19 protein-coding genes are annotated in these 20,285 nt (G+C 62.8%); 4 read left to right on the top strand and 15 right to left on the bottom strand.

What is annotated here, in order from left to right; genetic code table 11:
* Positions 1–4: 4 nt before the first annotated feature.
* A complete protein-coding gene (kdpA, locus tag RAS12_RS16570) occupies positions 5–1,801 on the bottom strand; it encodes a potassium-transporting ATPase subunit KdpA (protein WP_306937241.1) in 1,797 nt (598 codons plus the stop codon).
* On the bottom strand, positions 1,801–1,890 hold the full coding sequence (kdpF, locus tag RAS12_RS16565; protein WP_006223569.1) for a K(+)-transporting ATPase subunit F: 90 nt from the start codon (positions 1,888–1,890) through the stop codon (positions 1,801–1,803). Before kdpF ends, kdpA begins: the two co-directional genes overlap by 1 nt.
* 717 nt (positions 1,891–2,607) lie before the next feature.
* On the opposite strand from kdpF, the gene RAS12_RS16560 reads away from it, so the two are divergent.
* Together RAS12_RS16560 and RAS12_RS16555 are read left to right on the top strand one after the other, a co-directional pair.
* Entirely contained in the window at positions 2,608–2,889 is a 282-nt protein-coding gene (locus RAS12_RS16560) for a DUF4212 domain-containing protein (RefSeq protein ID WP_306937236.1), read from the top strand.
* Complete coding sequence (locus tag RAS12_RS16555; RefSeq protein ID WP_306937235.1) at positions 2,889–4,979, top strand: sodium:solute symporter family protein; 2,091 nt, start codon at positions 2,889–2,891, stop codon at positions 4,977–4,979. The genes RAS12_RS16560 and RAS12_RS16555 overlap by 1 nt, the downstream gene beginning before the upstream one ends.
* Here RAS12_RS16555 and RAS12_RS16550 read toward each other — a convergent pair.
* The 5 genes from RAS12_RS16550 to trxB are packed head-to-tail and all read right to left on the bottom strand — an operon-like array spanning position 4,976 to position 8,677.
* The gene (locus RAS12_RS16550; protein ID WP_306937233.1) at positions 4,976–6,115 is read right to left on the bottom strand and encodes a hypothetical protein; all 1,140 of its coding nucleotides are present in this window, start codon (positions 6,113–6,115) and stop codon (positions 4,976–4,978) included. The genes RAS12_RS16555 and RAS12_RS16550 overlap by 4 nt on opposite strands.
* Positions 6,102–6,740, bottom strand: coding sequence for a hypothetical protein (locus tag RAS12_RS16545; RefSeq protein ID WP_306937232.1), 639 nt, complete (start codon positions 6,738–6,740; stop codon positions 6,102–6,104). Before RAS12_RS16545 ends, RAS12_RS16550 begins: the two co-directional genes overlap by 14 nt.
* Positions 6,737–7,066 (bottom strand): DMT family transporter, encoded by a 330-nt coding sequence (locus tag RAS12_RS16540; RefSeq protein ID WP_306937231.1) that lies wholly within the window; start codon positions 7,064–7,066, stop codon positions 6,737–6,739. The genes RAS12_RS16545 and RAS12_RS16540 overlap by 4 nt, the downstream gene beginning before the upstream one ends.
* Positions 7,063–7,731: a Smr/MutS family protein gene (locus tag RAS12_RS16535; RefSeq protein WP_306937229.1), complete on the bottom strand. Its 669-nt coding sequence runs from the start codon at positions 7,729–7,731 to the stop codon at positions 7,063–7,065. The genes RAS12_RS16540 and RAS12_RS16535 overlap by 4 nt, the downstream gene beginning before the upstream one ends.
* The gene (trxB, locus tag RAS12_RS16530) at positions 7,718–8,677 is read right to left on the bottom strand and encodes a thioredoxin-disulfide reductase (RefSeq protein WP_306937228.1); all 960 of its coding nucleotides are present in this window, start codon (positions 8,675–8,677) and stop codon (positions 7,718–7,720) included. Before trxB ends, RAS12_RS16535 begins: the two co-directional genes overlap by 14 nt.
* 42 nt (positions 8,678–8,719) lie before the next feature.
* Between trxB and RAS12_RS16525 the strand changes: the two genes are divergently transcribed.
* Positions 8,720–11,104: a DNA translocase FtsK gene (locus RAS12_RS16525; RefSeq protein ID WP_306937226.1), complete on the top strand. Its 2,385-nt coding sequence runs from the start codon at positions 8,720–8,722 to the stop codon at positions 11,102–11,104.
* Complete coding sequence (gene lolA / locus RAS12_RS16520; RefSeq protein ID WP_306951482.1) at positions 11,104–11,727, top strand: outer membrane lipoprotein chaperone LolA; 624 nt, start codon at positions 11,104–11,106, stop codon at positions 11,725–11,727. The genes RAS12_RS16525 and lolA overlap by 1 nt, the downstream gene beginning before the upstream one ends.
* A 104-nt stretch (positions 11,728–11,831) precedes the next feature.
* On the opposite strand, the gene RAS12_RS16515 is transcribed toward lolA, so the two are convergent.
* From RAS12_RS16515 to RAS12_RS16480, 8 genes are all read right to left on the bottom strand, one after another.
* Positions 11,832–12,245 carry a RidA family protein gene (locus tag RAS12_RS16515; protein WP_306937225.1) on the bottom strand — a complete coding sequence of 138 codons (414 nt, stop codon included), beginning with the start codon at positions 12,243–12,245 and terminating at the stop codon, positions 11,832–11,834.
* A gap of 10 nt (positions 12,246–12,255) precedes the next feature.
* The gene (locus RAS12_RS16510) at positions 12,256–13,731 is read right to left on the bottom strand and encodes an N-acyl-D-amino-acid deacylase family protein (RefSeq protein WP_306937224.1); all 1,476 of its coding nucleotides are present in this window, start codon (positions 13,729–13,731) and stop codon (positions 12,256–12,258) included.
* 14 nt (positions 13,732–13,745) lie between these two features.
* A complete protein-coding gene (locus RAS12_RS16505) occupies positions 13,746–14,618 on the bottom strand; it encodes a MurR/RpiR family transcriptional regulator (RefSeq protein WP_306937223.1) in 873 nt (290 codons plus the stop codon).
* A 38-nt stretch (positions 14,619–14,656) separates the two neighbouring features.
* Complete coding sequence (locus tag RAS12_RS16500; RefSeq protein WP_306937222.1) at positions 14,657–15,658, bottom strand: ABC transporter ATP-binding protein; 1,002 nt, start codon at positions 15,656–15,658, stop codon at positions 14,657–14,659.
* On the bottom strand, positions 15,655–16,662 hold the full coding sequence (locus RAS12_RS16495) for an ABC transporter ATP-binding protein (protein WP_306937220.1): 1,008 nt from the start codon (positions 16,660–16,662) through the stop codon (positions 15,655–15,657). The genes RAS12_RS16500 and RAS12_RS16495 overlap by 4 nt, the downstream gene beginning before the upstream one ends.
* Before the next feature lie 2 nt (positions 16,663–16,664).
* Positions 16,665–17,534 (bottom strand): ABC transporter permease, encoded by an 870-nt coding sequence (locus RAS12_RS16490; RefSeq protein ID WP_306937218.1) that lies wholly within the window; start codon positions 17,532–17,534, stop codon positions 16,665–16,667.
* 1 nt (position 17,535) lies between these two features.
* A complete protein-coding gene (locus tag RAS12_RS16485) occupies positions 17,536–18,477 on the bottom strand; it encodes an ABC transporter permease (protein ID WP_306937217.1) in 942 nt (313 codons plus the stop codon).
* A 162-nt stretch (positions 18,478–18,639) separates the two neighbouring features.
* Positions 18,640–20,199 (bottom strand): ABC transporter substrate-binding protein, encoded by a 1,560-nt coding sequence (locus RAS12_RS16480; RefSeq protein ID WP_306937215.1) that lies wholly within the window; start codon positions 20,197–20,199, stop codon positions 18,640–18,642.
* Between the last annotated feature and the right edge of the window lie 86 nt (positions 20,200–20,285).

Genomic DNA, 20,285 nt, shown 5'->3' with positions numbered 1-20,285 from the left:
GCATTCAGGGTTGCAGGTGTTCCGCGACCGGGCCCAAGGCCAGCGCGGGCACATATGTCAGGGCGCCCACCAGCAGCACGGCGCCGATAAGCAGCACCACGAAGAGGGGGCCGGTGGTGGGCATGCTGCCGGGTCCGGCAGGCAGCCGGCGTTTGGCCGCCAGGGACCCGGCCATGGCAAGCACGGCAATGATCACGGCGAAGCGTCCGAACCACATCGCGATGCCCAGCAGCACGTTGTAGAAGGGCGTATTCGCGGACAAGCCAGCAAACGCGCTGCCGTTGTTGTTGGCGGCCGAAGAAAGCGCATACAGGATTTCCGAGAACCCATGGATGCCGGGATTCAGCACTCCCGCCTGGCCCGCAGACACGGACACGGCCAGCGCCGTCCCGCCCAGCACCAGCAAAGGCGTGGCCAGGATGACGATGGACACCATCTTCATGTCATAGGCTTCGATCTTCTTGCCCAGGTATTCAGGGGTGCGGCCGATCATCAGGCCGGCAATAAAGACACCCAGAATCGCAAAGGCCAGCATCCCGTACAGGCCGGAGCCCACGCCGCCGTAGACCACTTCGCCCAGCTGCATCAGAAGCATCGGCGACAATCCTCCCATTGCGGTCAGCGAGTCGTGCATGCCATTGACCGCGCCGCAGGACGCGGCCGTGGTGACGGTGGCAAACAGCGATGTGGCGGCGATACCGAAGCGCGTTTCCTTGCCTTCCATATTGCCGCCCGGCGAGAACGCGCTGAGCGTGCTGTCGGCGCCTGCTTGCGCGGCCATGGGATTGGGCTGCTGTTCAAAGTACGCGGTCGTGAGCGCAAAGACCGCAAACAGCAGTGTCATTGCGGCCAGGATCGCGATGCCCTGGCGCCGGCTACCCACCATTTCGCCGAAGGTGAAGCACAGCGCCGCGGGTATCGCCAGGATGGCCAGCATTTGCAGGAAGTTTGCCAGCGGCGTGGGATTCTCGAAGGGATGCGCCGAGTTGGCATTGAAGAAACCGCCGCCGTTGGTACCCAGCAGCTTGATGGCCTCTTGCGACGCCACTGGACCCATGGCCAGCGTTTGCGTGGTGGCGACGGCGGGGTCGGTCACTCCCTGGCCCTTGGCGTCCAGCACGGGCTGGCCCTGCGCATCCACGCGCGGCTGGTCGTAATGCACGGCTTCAACCGTCTGCACGTCTTGATAGGGGCTGAAGTTCTGGATCACGCCTTGGCTGACCAGGGCCAGGGCCAGAATGAAAGACAGGGGCAGCAGCACGTACAGCGTGCAGCGGACCATGTCAGCCCAGAAGTTGCCTACGGTAGCGGAACAGTGGCGCGCCAGGCCGCGGATCAGCGCGAACAGTACGGCGATACCGGTGGCAGCCGACACGAAGTTCTGCACCGTCAACGCCAGCATCTGCGTCAGGTAACTCATCGTGGATTCGCCGGCGTAGCCTTGCCAATTGGTATTGGCGACAAAGCTGATGGCGGTGTTCAGCGCGGAGTCCGGCGTCACGGCGCCCATGCCTGCCGGGTTCAGCGGCAGCATGCCCTGGAGCCGTTGCAGGGCGTAGACCACGACGATGCCAAGAATGTTGAAGGCCAGCACGGCCAACGCATAGCGCTTCCAGCCCATCTCGGCCTGCGGGTCGATGCCCGCAAGCCGGTAGATGCCGCGCTCCAGCGGGCGGCCCCAGGCGGTCAGCCGGGATTGCCCGTTTTCCATTGTGATGCGGATGTAGCGCCCGAGCAGGGGCGCTATCGCAAGCAGGACTGCCAGGTACACGACCAGCAATCCGACGAATTCGGCGGTCATCAGAATTTCTCCGGTTTGAACAGGGCGACCAGCAGGTATACAAACAGCAGGGCGGCCGTCAGGCCGCTGACCCAATAGAGCCAGTTCATGACGGCTCTCCGGTAGACAGGGCTTCGCAGAACCAGAGCAGGGCAACAGTCAGCCCGGCCATGACGGCGAAGACGGCGATATAGATGGCATCCACGTTTTTTCCTCCCGGGAGCAGCGCTCCCTTCGAACGACGGGCCTGCGCGGCAATAGCGGATGCGCGCCGGGCAGGCCAGGTGACCAATCAGGACACCGGCAGGTTACGGAGCAGGGGGTAAAAACGGGATATAGGTTTGGGCAGGGGGTGTAAACGGGATATAAAGATGCCCGCCGAGGGCCCAAGGCTCGCGCCCGTTTCCGGGCACAACGCGGTGGCGGGCGTCATATTTCGGGATTGTCGCGATTCCTGAATTGGGCTCAATTCGTGGGTTTCGGACAAAAAATCCCAATATTTAGTACTTTGCGGTCAAAATGCACCGCTGTGGTGCATAGAATATGCAAATGAATGCTCCGTCTTAGGGCATTCCCCTAGTGTGACAATCCCGCACTTGGTGCAGAATCTCTTCCCATGCAGGTGAGGAGACAAAGCCCTGCATGGGCAAATACCGGCGGCACCGGTACATAAAAAAAGTAAAGCAGTACTCAAAAAAAGCAAAACGCACAACGGCTGGCACCAGGCAGTGCCAGCCGTTGTCGCATAAAAAGCCTGGATTTCTTCAGCAAAGGCTTTTCAGACGCAGCGTTTCGCGCTATTCAGGTAGGGTCTGAACATCCTAGCTATGCCGGAATCCCGCGCTTCGTCACCGACCTCTTCTGTGTCCACCCCCTATTGGCGCCGCAACTTGCGGCTGATCTTGTTGCTGCTTGTCGTCTGGGCGGCACTGACATTCATCCCCTCATTCTTCGCGCGCAGCCTGAATTTTGATTTCATAGGCTGGCCGTTCTCGTTCTGGATGGCGGCTTACGGCGCGCCGCTGGCTTACCTGATCATCATTGCTGTCTACGCCCGGGTCATGAATCGCGCCGATGAGCGCGCCGAAGAAACCGGGGGAGATCGCTGATGCCGTTTTTCAGCGGAGACACTCCCCAAGAGTTCAGTATCCGGTTGCGCCGCATCTACGTGCTGTACACGGCAGGCTTCGCGCTGATGATTCTGCTGATGGCGCTGGCCGAAATTCTGGGCATGCCGCGCAATTGGATCGGCTATGTGTTCCTGCTGGTCACGGTCAGCTTGTACGCGGGCATCGGCATCGTCTGCCGCACTTCAGACCAGGTTGAATACTATGTGGCCGGCCGCCGGGTGCCGGCCATCTATAACGGCATGGCGACCGCCGCGGACTGGATGTCCGTGGCCTCGTTCATCGGGGTTGCGGGCACGCTGTACCTGACCGGGTATGGCGGCTTGGCGTACATCATGGGATGGACGGGGGGATACGTGCTGGTGGCCATGCTGCTGGCGCCCTACCTGCGCCGTTTCGGCCAATACACCATTCCCGATTTCATGGGCGCCCGCTACGGCGGCAACATGCCGCGCATGGCGGGCGTGGCGTGCGCCATTCTGTGTTCGTTCACCTATCTGGTTGCCCAGATTTATGGCGTGGGCATCATCACCACGCGCATGACCGGCATTTCGTTCGAGCTCGGCATCTTTGTTGCGCTGGGCGGCATGCTGGTCTGTTCATTCCTGGGCGGCATGCGCGCCGTCACATGGACGCAGGTAGGCCAATACATTATTTTGGTCATCGCCTATCTGGTGCCGGTGGTATGGCTGTCGATCAAGCACACCAATATGCCAGTGCCGCAATTGTCGGCGGGCGTGGTGCTGCAGCAGGTGACAGAGAAAGAAGTCTATTTGCAGAACGATCCGTCCGAGATCGAGGTGCGCCGGCTGTGGCAGAAGCATGCCGATGAAATGGCGCAGCGGGTGCAGGCGCTGCCTGAATCCTGGGCGCTGGAAAAAGACAAGCTGCGCAGCCGTCTGGCGCAGTTGAATGCCGGTGACGCGCCGATGGTCGAGCTGCGTTCCGTCGAACGGGAACTGGCCGCATACCCTGCCAGCGTCGAAGAGGCGCGCATTGCCTGGTCCCAATCCAAAGCCACCTACGAGGCCCGAGCCGCGCCGCTTACGCCGCACGCGGAACCGTTTCCCGCCAAGGACCCCGAGGAACGGCGCAATATGCGCATCAACTTCCTGGCGCTGGTGTTGTGCCTGATGCTGGGAACGGCAGGGATGCCGCACATCTTGATGCGGTCATACACCACGCCATCGGTCATCGAGGCGCGCAAATCGGTGTGCTGGTCGTTGCTGTTCATTCTGTTGCTGTACTTCATGGCGCCAGCGCTGGCGCTACTGGTCAAGTACGAGGTGTATACCCAGGTGGTGGGGTCCAACTTCCTGAGTCTGCCCAACTGGGTGCATGCGTGGAGTGCGGTCGATAGCAATCTGCTGGATGTCACCGACATCAACCGCGACGGTGTGGTGCAACTGAGTGAGATAAGCATGGGGGCGGACGTCGTAGTGCTGGCCATGCCCGAGATCGGCGGGCTGCCCTATGTGATTTCCGGACTGGTTGCGGCCGGCGGGCTGGCGGCAGCCCTGTCGACCGCGGATGGTTTGCTGCTGACCTTGTCCAATTCGCTCTCGCACGACATGTGGTACCGGATGGTGTCGCCGCGCATGTCGGCAGCGCGCCGTGTCATGGTGTCGAAAATCCTGCTGCTGGTGGTGGCCTTTGGCGCGGCTTGGGTTGCGGCGCGCAAACCTGCGGATATTCTGTTCATGGTGTCGGCTGCGTTCTCGTTCGCGGCCTCGTCCTTCTTTCCGGCGCTGGTCATGGGCGTGTTCTGGCGGCGCGCCAACAAGTGGGGCGCCACGTTGGGAATGGTGGCGGGGCTGGCGGCGACCTTTGCCTATATGACGCACACGCATCCGTGGCTGCGGGAATGGGTGCTGGGCATATCGCGTACGCAGCCCGTGGATCTGTGGTGGGGAATTCAGCCGATTGCGGCGGGCGTGTTCGGTGCGCCAGTAGCCTTCCTGACCATCATCGTGGTGTCTTTGCTGACGCCGCCGCCGGATAGCGCGACATTGGCGCTGGTGGATTATTTGCGGCACCCGGGCGCGCCGCGGCCGCCCAGCGAGAACGCTTAACGCGCGCCGCAGGCCTCGGGCTGGCGGTTTTCAGGATCGGTGCAAGCCGCCCAGACGGCTTCAGGTAGGGATTGCAGCAGTGTGTACGTCTGGCCAGGCGCCCATAGCCATTGCACACCGCCCGGCGTCTGGCCTGCGGCGTCCCAAATGCGCTGGCGTTGTGCTGGCGTGACGTCGAACTGGCCGTTTGCACCGCTATTGCCGCTAGCCAGCACCGACGCCGGGTCGCGGCGGGCTTCGTAGATGTCCTGCCCGCTGCCCTTGCCCTTGGGCTGCACGATGGCCCAGTCATAGTGGCTGGATTCCATGGCGGGCGCCTTCCAGTTCGGGCCGGGCAGCACCAGGACCGCATATTCCGACGGGCGCTCGCGGAACGGCAGGCCCAGCATCAGCTTTTCATTCTTCCAGTCCAGTCTTTGGCGGCGGTAGCGTTGCGCGGGGTTGCCGTCGCTGTCGTACACCACAACCTCGATCGCATCGCCTTGATTTTCTACGTAGGAAATCGTGCGCAGCAGCCGGCCGGCCGCGTCATGGACATAGCGCGCCAGGGGCTGGGGCGGCTCGTTGCAAGCGTTGGCGCTACGTTCAGCCAGCCAGCCGTTGCCGTCATAGCGGAAGCAGTAGCGCAATGGCGTATTTGGCGTGCCATCGTGGGCGTACGACCGCAGTTCATAGCCGTACAGGCGGCCGTTGTTTTCATAGAGAAAACGCGTCTCGGCTTCCGGTTTGGGCAGCGAGGCCTGACCGGAGGCCTGTGTTTGGTCGACGATATTTGGGTTGTACTGCGCGATGCCGCAAAGATGCCGGACACCGTCAGCGCCACGTTCAAAGCGCAGCAGCGTGGGGCCGATGCGGGCGTCCGGCGCTGCGGCATAGACAGACCAGTCCACGCGTTCCGCCCAGATGACAGGTGCGGCGCGCCGTCCGATTTCCACGCCCACATGAGGTTCCCAGGTCTTGATGCGCGAACCATCCAGCGCCAGCAGGGTATTGGTGTCATCCAGCGAGACGCCGGCCACCACGGTTTCCCGTTGGCCAGCTGCGGCCATAGGCTGGCAAAGGGCGTGTGCCCATGCGGGGCTCAGGGCCAGAGCCATAAAGGCCAGCCCTTGCAGGGTGGCGTTAGCGCGCGGCATTGCTCAAATACACGATCAATCCCCACAGCTCATTGCTGACGCCGCCCAGGCGCAGCGCGCCGTGTTGGGTATCCATCAGCAGAAAGGGGTAGGCGTTGCGCTCCAGCGTGCCGGCGGCTGGCAAGCGATAGGGCTGGAAATGCTCGGGCGACAGCAGATAGGTATTGGTCATGTCGCCCACATCGACGTGCATGTACCAGACAGTCAGATCCGTGCCTTTAAGGCTGGCTTCCGTCTCCGGGTAGATGCCGCCCTGGCCTGCCGGAATGCCGGTTTCCAACACGCCAATGAACACGCTACGGGGTCCGTGCACCGGCAGGTAGGCGCCATCGCTGCCGCGCTGGGTGAACGACTTGCGAATGAATCCTGCGCCGCGCGAACCGGGCACCACCGTGCGTTCGAACATGGTGTCCAACTGCGCGTCAGTCAGGGGCGTGCGGACGGCAGATAGCCGATCCATGTCTTCTTTGAAGTCTTGCAGCCAGACCCGGTAGCGCTTGAGTTCGGTAGCGCGATTGAATTCTTGCGCCATTGCACTGCCAGCGAACAGGCAGCCCAGGCACAGCCAGGCCGCCATCCAGCGCAGCAGCACCATCCGCGCGTGACCCGCTGCGGCGCGCGTCAATGCGAGACGGATTTCGAAAACACGTTCATCACCACAACGCCGGCGATGATGAGCCCGATGCCGATCAGCGCAGGCGTGTCCAGGTGCTGCTTGAAGAACACGGCCCCCACTATCGAGATCAGCACAATGCCCACGCCGGACCAGACCGCGTAGGCGATGCCCACGGGCAGTTCACGCAGGGTCAGCGACAGGAAATAGAACGAGATCATGTAGCCGAAAACCGTAATGATGGACGGCGTCAGGCGGGAAAAGCCCTCAGAGCTTTTCAGGGCGCTGGTGGCGAAGATCTCGGCGATGATCGCCACGCCCAGATAGAGCCATTTCATTTGCGCATTCCTTCAGATTGCCGCAACAGCACCAGCAACGCGCCCGCGCCGCCTTCGCGTTCGGGCGCTTCGGAAAACGCCAGCACTTCCGCTTTCTGCACCAGCCACGTGCGCGCCATGTCTTTAAGCACGGGTTCCAGCCCTTGCGAGCCATAACCCTTGCCGTGCACGATGCGCACACAGCGGATGCCGTGTTCCTGGCATTCATCCAGGAACGACAGCATGGCGTGGCGGGCCTGTTCCACACGCAAACCGTGCAGATCCAGTTCCGCACCCGCTCGCCACTGGCCGCGCCGCAGGTTGCGGGCGGTATCGGGCGCGGCGTCGCTGCGCACGAAGGCGGTGCCGCCCTCGGACAGCAAGTGCGTGATTTCGCCACCGTCGGAAACACCGGCATCCGCGCGCGACGGGGTTTCTCCCAGCGCGTTGGCGCGGCGCAGCGCCGGGGCAGGTTCCGCCACGGGCTTGTGTTCCGCCCGCGCGGTCTGCTTGATCGGCGTGACGGACTTCATGGTGCGCTTGAATGCCGCCATGTCGTCCACCGGGGCAGTCTCCGGCTTCTTCAGAACGGCGACCCGCTTGGCGAGCGCTTCGCGTTCGCGCTCGGCTTGCAGGTCCTTCTTCAGACGTTTCAGGTCGGCCAGGCCGACCTTACTGCCCCGCATTCTCCAGCCACCGTTGGGCGTCCAGTGCGGCCATGCAGCCCGTGCCGGCGCTGGTGATGGCCTGGCGGTAGACGTGGTCTTGCACATCGCCCGCGGCGAACACGCCCGGCACCGAGGTCATCGTGGCCATGCCCGACAGACCGCTCTTGGTGACGATGTAGCCGTCCTTCATTTCGAGCTGGCCCTGGAAGATTTCCGTGTTGGGCTGGTGGCCGATGGCGATGAACGCGCCGGTCACGGTCATGTCTTCGGTGGCGCCAGTGTCCACGTGGCGTACACGCACGCCTGTAACACCGCTGTCGTCGCCCAGCACTTCTTCCAGCGTATGGAACAGCTTGAGTTCCATGTTGCCGTTCTCGACCTTGCTCATCATCTTGTCGATCAGGATGGGCTCGGCGCGGAACTTGTCGCGGCGGTGGATCAGGGTGACCTTGCGGCAAATATTGGACAAATACAGCGCTTCTTCGACGGCCGTGTTGCCGCCGCCGACCACGACGACATCCTGGTTACGGTAGAAGAAACCGTCGCAGGTGGCGCAGCCGGAAACGCCGCGGCCCATGAAGGCCTGTTCAGAGGGCAGACCCAGGTATTTGGCCGATGCGCCCGTGGCGATGATGAGGGCGTCGCAGGTGTAGATCTTGCCGGTATCGCCCGTGAGGGTGAACGGGCGCTTGGACAGATCGACCTTGGCAATGTGGTCAAACAGCATTTCGGTGTTGAAGCGCTCGGCGTGCTTCTGGAAACGCTGCATCAGGTCCGGACCCTGAACGCCATCTGCGTCGGCCGGCCAGTTGTCGACGTCCGTGGTGGTCATGAGCTGGCCGCCTTGGGCCAGACCTGTAACAAGAACAGGGCTCAGATTGGCGCGTGCCGCATAGACGGCCGCCGTGTAACCGGCAGGGCCGGAACCGAGTATCAAAACTTTAGCGTGCGTGGGCGTGGACATGGGCGGGTATCTTTAGGTTAACGCCCAATTATAATGAGCCGCATGCCGCGTATCTCGACTGCTTCTCCGCGCGCCTCGCGCAACACCCGCAACGGGCCTTCGCCGCTACAAACGCGTATTTCCGCGTTGCTGCGCGAAGCCCGCTGGATTCTGTTTGCCGCCCTGGCGGCCTGGCTCACCCTCGTGCTGGCCACTTGGAGTGCGTCTGACCCTGGCTGGTCGCACTCTGTTCCAGGAGACGTGGTCCGTAACCACGGGGGCCGGTTGGGGGCCTATCTGGCCGACATCCTCCTATATTTGTTCGGATTTTCCGCCTGGTGGTGGGTCATCCTGCTGCTGCATCGTGTCCGCGCCGGTTATCGGCGCCTGGCTGCGCAGCTCAAGGTAACTAATAGTAAGCAACCGGAAGTGTTGCCACGTGTCCACTGGGAAGAGGGCATAGGCTTTGTCCTGCTGCTGGTCGGATCGCTGGGCATGGAAGCCCTGCGTTTGACCAGCCGGGGCACACATTTGCCCGGCGCCTCGGAAACCGCCAGCGGCGCCGGCGGGGTCATCGGCCACACCTTGGCCGACCTGATCGGCCGCAGTATCGGATTTACCGGAAGCACGCTGGCCTTTTTGGTCATGCTGGCGATTGGCCTGAGCCTGTTTTTCTCGTTTTCGTGGCTGGCCGTGGCCGAGCGCGTGGGCTCGTGGATGGAAGGCATCATCCGCCGCATCCGCAATTCCTATGCCGCACGCGAAGACCGCAAGGTTGGTCAGGTGGCCAAGGCGGTGCGTACCGAGCAGGTGGAAGCCAAGCAGGAAAAGCTGGTGCACGAACAACCGGTCCGTATTGAACCGGCCATTACCGTCGTGCCCAAATCCGAACGCGTCGAAAAGGAAAAGCAGCAGTCGCTGTTCTTCGCGCCGTCCGGCGGGGCCGAAGGCGACCTGCCTGCCATCAGCTTGCTTGATCCGCCGTTGTCCAACCAGGAAACGGTGTCGGCCGAAACCATCGAATTCACGTCGCGCCTGATTGAAAAGAAGCTGGCCGACTTTGGCGTATCCGTCACGGTGGTGGCAGCACAGGCCGGGCCGGTCATTACGCGCTACGAAATCGAACCGGCCACTGGCGTGAAGGGCAGCCAGATCGTCAACCTGGCCAAGGATCTGGCCCGGGCGCTCAGTCTGGTCAGCATCCGGGTGGTGGAAACCATACCCGGCAAGAATCTGATGGGCCTGGAATTGCCCAACCCGCGCCGCCAGATGGTGCGTCTGTCGGAGATTCTGGGTTCGCAGACCTATCACGCCAGCCATTCCGTGGTGACGATGGCGCTGGGCAAGGACATCGCCGGCAATCCGGTAGTGGCCGACCTGGCCAAGATGCCTCACCTGCTGGTGGCAGGTACAACCGGTTCGGGCAAATCCGTGGGGATCAACGCGATGATCCTGTCCTTGCTGTATAAGGCCGACGCGTCCCATACCCGCCTGATCCTGATCGACCCGAAGATGCTTGAAATGAGCGTCTACGAAGGTATCCCGCATCTGCTGGCGCCAGTCGTCACCGATATGCGTCATGCTGCCAACGCGCTGAACTGGTGCGTCGGAGAAATGGAAAAGCGTTACCGCCTGATGAGCAAGATGGGCGTGCGCAACCTGGCTGGCTACAACACCAAGATTCGCGATGCGATCAAACGCGAAGAGCCGATTCCTAACCCATTCTCGCTGACGCCGGATCAGCCCGAGCCCTTGTCGACCCTGCCTACCATCGTGGTGGTCATCGACGAATTGGCCGATTTGATGATGGTGGTGGGTAAGAAGATCGAAGAACTCATTGCCCGCCTGGCGCAGAAAGCGCGCGCGGCTGGCATTCACTTGATCCTGGCCACGCAGCGCCCCAGCGTGGACGTCATCACGGGCCTGATCAAAGCGAACATTCCGACGCGCATCGCGTTCCAGGTGTCGTCCAAGATCGATTCCCGCACCATTCTTGATCAGATGGGCGCCGAGACCTTGCTGGGTCAGGGCGACATGCTCTACATGCCGCCGGGCACCGGCTTGCCGGTGCGCGTACACGGCGCGTTCTGCAGCGACGATGAAGTGCACCGAGTCGTGGAAAGCCTGAAGGCTCAGGGCGAACCCAACTATATCGAGGGCCTGCTGGAAGGCGGGGTCGAGGGCGACAACGGCGAAGGCGCCAGCAGCGTTACCGGTATCGGTGGCGATGCCGAATCCGACCCGATGTACGACCAGGCATGCGAAGTGGTGCTCAAGCACCGCCGCGCGTCGATCTCGCTGGTGCAGCGCCATCTGCGCATTGGTTACAACCGTGCGGCCCGGTTACTCGAGCAAATGGAGCAATCAGGTATGGTGTCGGCGATGCAATCCAATGGCAACCGGGAAATTCTGGTCCCGGCTGCCGCCGCCGCCCGAGAGGAAGCATGATGAAGTCGTTACGCCGCCTGACCCTTGCCGCGGCCCTGAGCCTGGCTCCCGTGCTGGCCTTTGCCGCCAGCGCCCAAGAGCAATTGAAGGCCTTCGTTGCCACGGTTACCTCTGCCACCGGGTCTTTCTCGCAATACACGGTGAACAACCAAGGCCGCACGCAGCCCGCCCAAACCGGCGTGTTTTCGTTCCAGCGTCCGGGAAAATTCAAGTGGGCCGTGCAAAAGCCCTACGAACAACTGGTGGTATCCGACGGCCGCGTCCTGTTTCAGTTCGACCCGGACCTGGCGCAAGTGACCGAGCGCAAAGTCGATGCCGCCATCGGCACATCGCCCGCCGCTATTCTGTTTGGCTCGGGTTCGCTTGAGCAGTCGTTCGACGTCTCGCCGCTGCCGTCCAAGGACGGCGTGGAATGGCTGCGCGCCAAACCGCGTACTGCCGATGCGGGTTTCTCACGCGTGGATATCGGCATGAAAGACAACTTGCCGGTGCGCGTGGAATTGCTGGATTCTTTTGGACAGACCACACGGGTTGATCTGTCGGCCATCGCGGCGAATCCCAAACTGGCAGACAAGGAATTTCAATTCACCGCGCCCAAGGGTGTGGATGTGGTGAAAATGTAAGGTGCTCGCAAGAGAATTGAAGCGCGAGAGTTGAATTCGATCTTGATGTCTTGACCCAAGCAAAAAGCCCAGCATTGCTGGGCTTTTTCTCGTCTGGCGATGGATCAGGGGCGCTTGTACGCCACGCAGTCAATCTCGACCTTGGCGTCCACCATCAGGCTGGATTGCACGCAGGCGCGGGCCGGGGGATTGGCGCCGAAGTATTCCTTGAACACTTTGTTGAACGACGGAAAGTCGCGGGCGTCGTCCAGCCAGACGCCGCAACGCACGACGTGTTCCGGGCCGTAGCCTGCTTCTTTCAGGATGGCCAGCACTTGCTGGATGGCCTTGTGGCATTGCGCCACCGTGCCGCCTTCGATCACTTCGCCGTTGTCCATCGGCACCTGGCCTGACACGTACAACCAGCCGTCTGCGGCGACGGCGCGGGCGAACGGCATGTGTGAACCGCCTTGACCGGTGCCGCCGGCAACGCCGTAGCGGGTGATGCCATTGTTGTCGGGGGTGGGGGCATTGCTCATGGATACGCTCCTAAAGTGTGGGGGCGGACGCTGCCGCGAAACTTGCGCGCAGGTCTCCGTTGCGGGGCAGCCAGCGGCCGGCGCGATCGCCGGTGGGTTGCCCCTGGTGATAGGACAGGGCGCCATTGACCCAGACCGCTTCAATACCGGCTGCGGTCTGGACCGGCGCGTCGAAGGTCGCGCGGTCGATAACTGTGTCCGGGTTGAACAGCACCAGATCGGCGTGATAGCCCTCGCGGATCAGGCCCCTCTCGGCCAGACCGAATCGGGCGGCGGACAGGCCCGTCATCTTGTGCACGGCCTGGGTCAGCGGGAACAGGCCTTCGTCGCGGCTGTAGTGGCCCAGGACGCGGGGGAAGGCGCCCCACAGGCGCGGGTGCGGCATCGGATCGTTGGGCAGACCGTCGGAGCCCACCATGGTGAGCCTGTGCGACAGCACGCGCCGTACGTCGTCTTCGTGCATGTTGTGATACACCGCGCCCGCTGGTTGCAGACGGCGCGCGGCGTCCATCAGGCTGATTCCCCAATCGGCGGCAATGTCGGCCAGCTTGCGGCGGGCCTGCTCCGGATGCGGCACTGACCACGTGATCACGATGTCGAATTCGTCGGTGACTTGCTTCAAGTCCAACGTGGAAGAACTGGCCGAATAGGGGTAGCAGTCGCACCCTACGTGTTGCATGCGCCCAGCATTCTCCAGATTGAACAGCACTTCTTTTGTGCGGCCCCAGTTGCCCGCGCCCGCACATTTCAGATGTGACACCACCACCGGCACGTGCGCGTGCTGGGCGATATCGAAGGCTTCCTGCATGGCTTGCAGAATGGCCGCGAATTCCGAGCGCAGGTGCGTCGTGTACAGCGCGCCAAATTCGTCCAGCGCTTCGGCCAGCAATTTGACCTCGGCGGTGTCGGCTTCAATCGCGGACGCATAAGCCAGGCCGCTGCTCAGGCCAATCGCACCATGAGCCAGCGCATCACGCAATTGGGCGCGCATGGCCAGCACTTCGTCTTTGGTGGCGGCGCGATCCAGCCGGTCCATGTGATTGCTGCGCAAGGCGGTATGGCCCACCAGCGCGGCGACATTCACAGCGGGGCCTGCGGTCTGGATGGCCCGTGTGTAGTCGGCGAAGGTCGGGTAATTGAAGTCTTCGCGCTTGCCCAGCAGGTTCATCGGATCTGGCGGCTCGCCGCGCAGCGATACGGGAGATGCGCTGATGCCGCAGTTGCCCACCACCACGGTCGTCACGCCTTGCGACAGCTTGGGCAGCATGCCCGGCGTGCGGATGACGTTGGTGTCGTCGTGAGTATGGACGTCGATGAAGCCGGGAGCCAAGGCAAGGTTGGCTCCATCGATGACGCGGCGGGCGGCGGAGCCGGGCAGGGCGCCGATGGCGGCAATGCGGCCATCGGCCAATGCCACGCTGGCGCGGTATTCAGGACCGCCAGTGCCGTCCAGGACACGGACGTTGGCTATCAGGGTGTCGTACATCTTGAGTTCCTGGGTCAATCGCCCAACGGCAAACGGTTCGGGCCGCCGCGGTGTTCGTCCAGCGCCAGCTTGATGCGGCGCAGACGTTCGCGGTTTTCCTCTTGGTTCAGCATGGCCAGTTCAGTCGACAGCAGGTCAATGGCCAGCATCATCGCGTAGCGCGACGCCGAGGGTTTGTAGATAAAGTCGGTTTCGTCCGTGCGGATAGGCAGCACCACGTCGGCCAGTTTTGCCAGCTCTGAGGTTGCGTCGGTGATCGCAACGATGCGTGCGCGGTATTGCTTGACGATGCGGGCCGCGCCCACGATTTCAGGCGTCAGGCCGGAGGCAGACAGGATCAGCACGGCGTCGCGCTCATCCAGCGTGGCGGCGACCATGCGCAGCAGCACGGCATCGCTGTAAACGGCTATGGGATAACCCAGCCGCACCAGGCGCGACTGCACTTCCTGCGCCAGCACGGCGGAGGCTCCGCCCATACCGAAGACGTAGATCATGCGGGCGCCGTCGACGATGGACGTGGCCGCTTCAAACAACTGCTCGGTAAAGGTGGGCAGGTGAGCGCGCAGCGTGCTTTCGATGTCGGCGTAAATCCGGGCGTAAAAAGTGCTTTCTTCGGGCGCTGCATTGGGGTCCAGAAAGCGGCTGCCCACCGTGCTGGCTTGCGCCAGCTTCATTTTCAGGTCCCGCGTGTCTTCGCAGCCGACTGTGCGCGCAAAGCGTGAAATGGTCGCGATGCTGACGCCGGCCTTCGTGGCCAGCTGGTCCACCGTGGCGCTGGCGCCCCAGATGATGTCGTCCAGAATGGCATCGGCGACTTTGCGCTCCGTGACGCTCAATGCGTCCCGCCGACTGCGTATCTGGAAGACGATGTCGCGGATCATATTCATGTGGTGTTCCTGGGTCTAGTCGGGCGGGGCAACAGGCCTTAAACCGCCAGCGCGGGGTCGTCGATGCGCGTACAGGCCACAAAGTGACCCGGACCCACGCTGACGGGCTTAGCCTCGGTTGCCGCGCAGGCGTCGATGGCATGCGGGCAGCGCGTGCGGAACACGCAGCCAGAGGGGGGATTGACCGGGCTGGGGATATCCCCTTTAAGCAGAATACGCGAACGCGGGGCGCGCGGATCTGGCACGGGTGCGGCCGACAGCAGTGCGCGAGTATAGGGATGGCGCGGCCGGGCGTATACCTCGCTGGTGGGGCCGCGTTCCATGACGCGTCCCAGATACATCACGATGACTTCGTCGCACAGGTAGTCCACCACGGCCAGATCGTGGGCCACGAACAGCATGGTCAGACCCAGGTCGCGTTGCAGGTCCTGCAACAGATTCAGCACCTGCGCCTGCACCGATACGTCCAGCGCCGAGACGGGTTCATCCGCCACGATGAAGTCGGGTTCCACCGCCAGCGCCCGGGCGATGCCGATGCGCTGGCGCTGGCCGCCAGAGAACTCGTGCGGATACCGCCGGCTGTGGTCGGCGTTCAGCCCCACGCGTTCCAGCAGTTCGCCAATGCGGGCCGAGCGGCGATGCTGCGCCAGCTTGTGCGTGTCCAGCGCTTCGCCCAGGATGTCCGCCACCGTCATGCGCGGGTTCAAACTGGCATACGGGTCCTGAAACACGATCTGCATGCGCCGCCGCCAGGGCAGCATCTGCTTTTCGTTCAGCTTGGTGATGTCTTGTCCGTCAAACAGGATGCGTCCGGCCGTTGGCGCGAACAGGCGCAGTAACGCACGGCCCGTCGTGGTCTTGCCGGAACCGGATTCGCCGACCAGACCCACAATGGTGTTTCTTGGCACATCAAAACTGACGCCGTCCACCGCCCGCACGACGGGCGCGTTACGCGCCTGTGAAGTCGGAAAATGGACCTTCAGGTCTTCGATACGGACCAGCGGCTCTTCAGCGCGGATCGGGGTGAGTGTGCTCGTCATACGGGATTCACCTTGATGCAGCGTGCGCGGTGTGCCGTCTGCACCGTGATCAGCTCGGGCACGCCGGCGCGGCAGTCGTCGGCGGCCAATTCGCAGCGCGGCGCGAACGTGCATCCGGGGGGTAGCGACAGAACGCTGGGCACGTTGCCGGGAATGGCGCGCAAGCGTTCGCCCGAGGCCAGCAGCGCGGCGGTGGGCAGACAGGACAGCAAGCCCCGGGTATAGGGATGCGTGGGCTTTTCGAACAGGTCGTAGACGCCCGCGTCTTCCACTACCCGTCCGGCATACATGACGGCCACGCGATGCGCGATCTCGGCCACCACACCCAGGTTGTGCGTGATGAACAGGATGCTCATGTTCATTTCGGCCTGCAACCGGCGCAGCAGATCCAGAATCTGCGCCTGCACGGTGACGTCCAGCGCGGTGGTAGGTTCATCGGCAATCAGCACCGCCGGGTTGCAGGCCAATGCCAGCGCGATCATCACGCGTTGGCGCATGCCGCCCGACATCTGGTGCGGATATTCATTGACGCGGCGATCGGCTGCGGGAATCTCCACGCGTTCCAGCATCTCGCGGGCGCGTTTCATGGCCGCTGCGTTGGAACCGCCTTCGTGCTGAAGCACGGCTTCGGCGATCTGGTCGCCCACCGTGTACAGCGGGTTCAGGCTGGTCATCGGCTCTTGGAAGATCATCGCGATCTCGGCGCCGCGAATCTTCTGCAACGTGGCGGGCTTGGCCTGGGCCAGGTCATGCTGCGTGCCCTGGCGGTCGCGGTACAGGATCTTGCCGGCTTCGATACGGCCCGCCGGCTTGGGCAGCAGGCCCATGATGGACAGGCTGGTCACGGACTTGCCGGAGCCGGACTCGCCCACGATGGCCAGCGTTTCGCCGCGAGCCAGGTCGAAGGTGACGCCGTCCACGGATTTGGCAATGCCGTCTCGGCTATGAAACCACGTCTTGAGTCCTTCCACGGACAGCACGACGTCTCGGGTGCTTGCCGTCATGATTACAGCTCCTTGCGCAGGCGCGGGTCGAGTACGTCGCGCAGTCCGTCGCCCACCAATTGCAGCGACAGGACGGACAGCACGATAGCGATGCCGGGGAAGATCATGATCCAGTCAGCCGAACCCATGTATTGCTGGCCGGCGTTGATCATGGTGCCCCAGGTGGGAATGTCGGGCGAAACGCCCACGCCCAGGAACGACAGGCCTGCTTCGGCCAGGATCGCGTAGGCGAAGATGAACGTGCCCTGCACCAGAATGGGCGACACCAGGTTGCGCAGCACGTGAACAGTGATGATGCGCCAGGTGGGCACGCCGAGCGCGCGGGCCGCTTCAACAAAGGGCAGTTCGCGGATCACCAAGGTCGATGCCCGGACAATACGCGCCAGACGCGGCGTGTAAACAATGCCCAGCGCAATCACCACGTTGATCAGTGACGGGCCCAGCGCCGCAACCAGCGAGATCGCCAGCAGAATATCGGGAAACGCCATCATGGCGTCGATCAGGCGCGACACGAACTTGTCTGCCGAGCGGAAAAAGCCCGCCACCAGACCCAGAGCAATGCCCAGCACGCTGGACAGAATCACCACTGAAAAACCCACCATTAAGGACAGCCGGCCGCCATAGATGACCCGGCTGAACACGTCGCGGCCGAAGTCGTCGGTGCCAAACCAATGCGCGGCGCCGGGGGCCTTCAACCGGTTCATGATGGACAGCTTGAAGGGATCATAAGGGCTGACCCACGGCGCAAGCAGCGCGGCGGCCACCAGTACGATGATCACGATCAGACTGATCAGGACCGTCTTGCGGGACACCAGCAGGCGTAAAACCTGCCAGCGGTCGGCGCCGGAATTGTCGGAAATTGCGATAGCCATGTCAGTAGCGCACCCGGGGATCGACCACCAGATACAGCAGGTCGATAAGTAGATTGATCAGGACGTAAATGGCCGCGATGATCAGCAGCGCGCCCTGGATGACGGGATAGTCGCGGCGCAACACTGCCGACACCACCAGACTGCCCACGCCGGGCAGGCCGAACACGGTTTCCGTCACGACGGCGCCGCTGATCAGCAGAGCGGTCGTCAGGCCCAGCACCGTCAGGATGGGGATCAGCGCATTGCGCACAGCGTGTTTCAGAATGACCTTGCTCTCCGGCAAGCCCTTGGCGCGTGCGGTACGCACGTAGTCATCGCGCAGCACGTCCAGCATGCTGGCGCGGATAAAGCGGGTGATCAGCGCGGAGTTCACCAGGCCCAGCACGACGGCGGGCAAGATCAGGTGCGACAGGCGCGTGGCCAGCGATGCGTCGGGGCCGCCATAGCCGGACACCGGCAGCCAGCCCAGCTTGACCGAAAATATCTGCATCAGCAGCAGCCCCAGCCAGAAGCTGGGCACGCTGGAGGTGAACATCGAGAACGACAGCACCGACTGGTCCAGTGTCGTGCCGCGTTTGACTGCCGAAAGTATGCCCACTGGCAGCGCAATAGCGCTTGCGATCAGTAGCGACATCAGAGTCAGCAGGATCGTGGGTTCGGCGCGGTCGGCCAGCGCTGACAGCACGGGCTTGTTCATGAAGATGGATTGGCCCAGGTCGCCCTGCACCAGCTTGCCCAGCCACGACACGTATTGCAGCGCCATGGGCTGGTCCAGCCCCAACTGAGCGCGCAGCGCGGCGATGTCCTGCTGGCTGGCCTGCGGACCCAGCATCACTGCGGCCGGGTCACCGGGCGTGACGCGGATGATCACGAACACGATGGTTGCGACGATGAACATCACGACCACGAGTCCGACCAGCCGGTTTAAGAGATAACGCAACACGGTGAAAGTCCTAAAAAAGCGTCAGCCGGGACGGTGCGCGGGATGGGCTGTGGAGGATTCCGCCACAGCGCCTCTTTCCTGTGATGGGTTACGCGCGGCAGGCAATCAGGTTCTTGCCTTGCCTGTGCCGCGCTGCGCCCATCCTACGTGCCTTCTTCTGGCTTATTTCCCCGCCTTCCATGCGTTCCAGAAGAACGGCCACGGGGCAGGTTTCGTGCCTTGCAGCGACGGCGAACGCGCGGCTTGGGCATTGAAGTCGCCGACCTTCACGAAGGGGATCTCGTCATAGACCGCCTGCTGCACGTCGGCCCAGCGCTTGATGCGTTCTTCCTGCGTACGCGCCTGGTTAAAGGCATCCATGACCTGAGCGCGGCGCGGCGTGTCCCACCAGCCGGGCGCGTCCTTGGACGGGAAGTCGATCAGCGCGGGTTCGGGCAGGAACACGCTGTGCGTGATGAAGATGTCCCACACGGCCGGGTCCTGGCGGCGTTGCGTCAGCGTGGCCCAGTCCACGACCTGCATGTCCACCGTGAAACCCGCGGCCTTCAGGTATTCAGCAGCGACCAGAGCCATCTTGTAATGGAACTCGTACTGCTGGCTGGTCAGGATGCGGATCTTCTTGTCGGCGACGTTGGCGCTATCCAGCAGCTTCTTTGCAGCAGCGGAATCGGCCTTGTTGTAGACCTTGCCGCCCAGCGACGTGGCCCACGGATAGCCTTCCGGATACAGATCGCCGTTGAGTTTGTAGAAGTCCTTGTTGCCAAAGGCGGCGTACAGCATGTCTTCTTCGTTCAGCGCCAACTGCACTGCCTGGCGCACGGCCAGGTTGGACATGATGCCTTGCTTGGTGTTGAGCACCAGACGCGGCCAGCCGAAGGGCTTGAGCATCACCGGGTCGGATCGGCCGCCCTTAAGCTTTTCCAGCGCTTCCACAGGCAGCGAGTCAACGTAGTCGAACTGGCCCGCGGCGGCGGCTTCCGAACGCGTGTTGGCATTGCTGACCGGCACGAAGCGGATTTCGTCCAGATATTGCTTGCGCGCGCCGCCGTAACCATCGGGCTCGCCTTCGCGTTGTTTGTAGCCTTCAAAACGCACCAGCTGAATGTATTGGTCCGGCACGCGGGCCTTCAGTTGGTACGGACCCGTGCCGACGATTTCGGTCAGGACCGGCGCGATTTTGCCCTTGGGCATGATGACGGCCGCGGCATTGTTCATCGCCAGCAGCGCGGTCAGCGGTGCGTACGGTTGTTTGAGCGTGATGCGGATGGTGTTGGCATCCGGCGCTTCGATGCTGCTGATCACCTTGGCTGCGCCCTTGCCGCGCGTGGCGGTTTCGGTCCAGCGCTTGAGCGAGGCCAGCACGTCCGACGAATCCATCTTGGAACCGTCATGGAAGGTGATGCCCTGGCGCAGGGGAATCGTATAGATCAGGCCGTCGGGCGTGACGTCAGGCATCTTGTCGGCCAGCAGCGGGGTCAGATTCCACTTGGCGTCGAAGGTGTACAGCGTTTCAAAGAAATGCTGCGTCAGGATGCCCACCAGATCGGCGGTACTGCTCATCGGGTCCAGCGTCGGCGGTTCACCGATGGTGGCGACGGAAATCGTGCCTCCCTTGACCGGCGTGGCACAGAGGGCGGGGGTCGACAATGCGGTCAAGCCAATTGCGCCGGCTGCGAGCAGGCTTTTCAGCCCGACGCCTCGCCGGGAGGTACGGAAGTTCATGATTCTCTCTCCAGAGGGTCAAAAACAGGTTGTCGCGAGTGATCAGATAAGCGCCGGGAACCAGGTCTTGAAGCCCCCTCGGGTCT

Source organism: Achromobacter seleniivolatilans (genome assembly GCF_030864005.1).
In the GTDB taxonomy this organism is placed as follows: domain Bacteria; phylum Pseudomonadota; class Gammaproteobacteria; order Burkholderiales; family Burkholderiaceae_B; genus Achromobacter; species Achromobacter seleniivolatilans.
The sequence above is the reverse complement of the archived record's forward strand: the minus strand, read 5'-3'. Positions and strand labels throughout refer to the sequence as shown.

Excerpts from the sequence above, each read along its gene's own strand:
- kdpA (WP_306937241.1), bottom strand. The coding sequence starts at position 1,801 with ATGACCGCCGAATTCGTCGGATTGCTGGTCGTGTACCTGGCAGTCCTG.
- kdpF (WP_006223569.1), bottom strand. The coding sequence starts at position 1,890 with ATGAACTGGCTCTATTGGGTCAGCGGCCTGACGGCCGCCCTGCTGTTT.
- RAS12_RS16560 (WP_306937236.1), top strand. The coding sequence starts at position 2,608 with ATGCCGGAATCCCGCGCTTCGTCACCGACCTCTTCTGTGTCCACCCCC.
- RAS12_RS16555 (WP_306937235.1), top strand. The coding sequence starts at position 2,889 with ATGCCGTTTTTCAGCGGAGACACTCCCCAAGAGTTCAGTATCCGGTTG.
- RAS12_RS16550 (WP_306937233.1), bottom strand. The coding sequence starts at position 6,115 with ATGCCGCGCGCTAACGCCACCCTGCAAGGGCTGGCCTTTATGGCTCTG.
- RAS12_RS16540 (WP_306937231.1), bottom strand. The coding sequence starts at position 7,066 with ATGAAATGGCTCTATCTGGGCGTGGCGATCATCGCCGAGATCTTCGCC.
- RAS12_RS16535 (WP_306937229.1), bottom strand. The coding sequence starts at position 7,731 with ATGCGGGGCAGTAAGGTCGGCCTGGCCGACCTGAAACGTCTGAAGAAG.
- trxB (WP_306937228.1), bottom strand. The coding sequence starts at position 8,677 with ATGTCCACGCCCACGCACGCTAAAGTTTTGATACTCGGTTCCGGCCCT.
- RAS12_RS16525 (WP_306937226.1), top strand. The coding sequence starts at position 8,720 with ATGCCGCGTATCTCGACTGCTTCTCCGCGCGCCTCGCGCAACACCCGC.
- lolA (WP_306951482.1), top strand. The coding sequence starts at position 11,104 with ATGAAGTCGTTACGCCGCCTGACCCTTGCCGCGGCCCTGAGCCTGGCT.
- RAS12_RS16515 (WP_306937225.1), bottom strand. The coding sequence starts at position 12,245 with ATGAGCAATGCCCCCACCCCCGACAACAATGGCATCACCCGCTACGGC.
- RAS12_RS16510 (WP_306937224.1), bottom strand. The coding sequence starts at position 13,731 with ATGTACGACACCCTGATAGCCAACGTCCGTGTCCTGGACGGCACTGGC.
- RAS12_RS16505 (WP_306937223.1), bottom strand. The coding sequence starts at position 14,618 with ATGAATATGATCCGCGACATCGTCTTCCAGATACGCAGTCGGCGGGAC.
- RAS12_RS16500 (WP_306937222.1), bottom strand. The coding sequence starts at position 15,658 with ATGACGAGCACACTCACCCCGATCCGCGCTGAAGAGCCGCTGGTCCGT.
- RAS12_RS16495 (WP_306937220.1), bottom strand. The coding sequence starts at position 16,662 with ATGACGGCAAGCACCCGAGACGTCGTGCTGTCCGTGGAAGGACTCAAG.
- RAS12_RS16490 (WP_306937218.1), bottom strand. The coding sequence starts at position 17,534 with ATGGCTATCGCAATTTCCGACAATTCCGGCGCCGACCGCTGGCAGGTT.
- RAS12_RS16480 (WP_306937215.1), bottom strand. The coding sequence starts at position 20,199 with ATGAACTTCCGTACCTCCCGGCGAGGCGTCGGGCTGAAAAGCCTGCTC.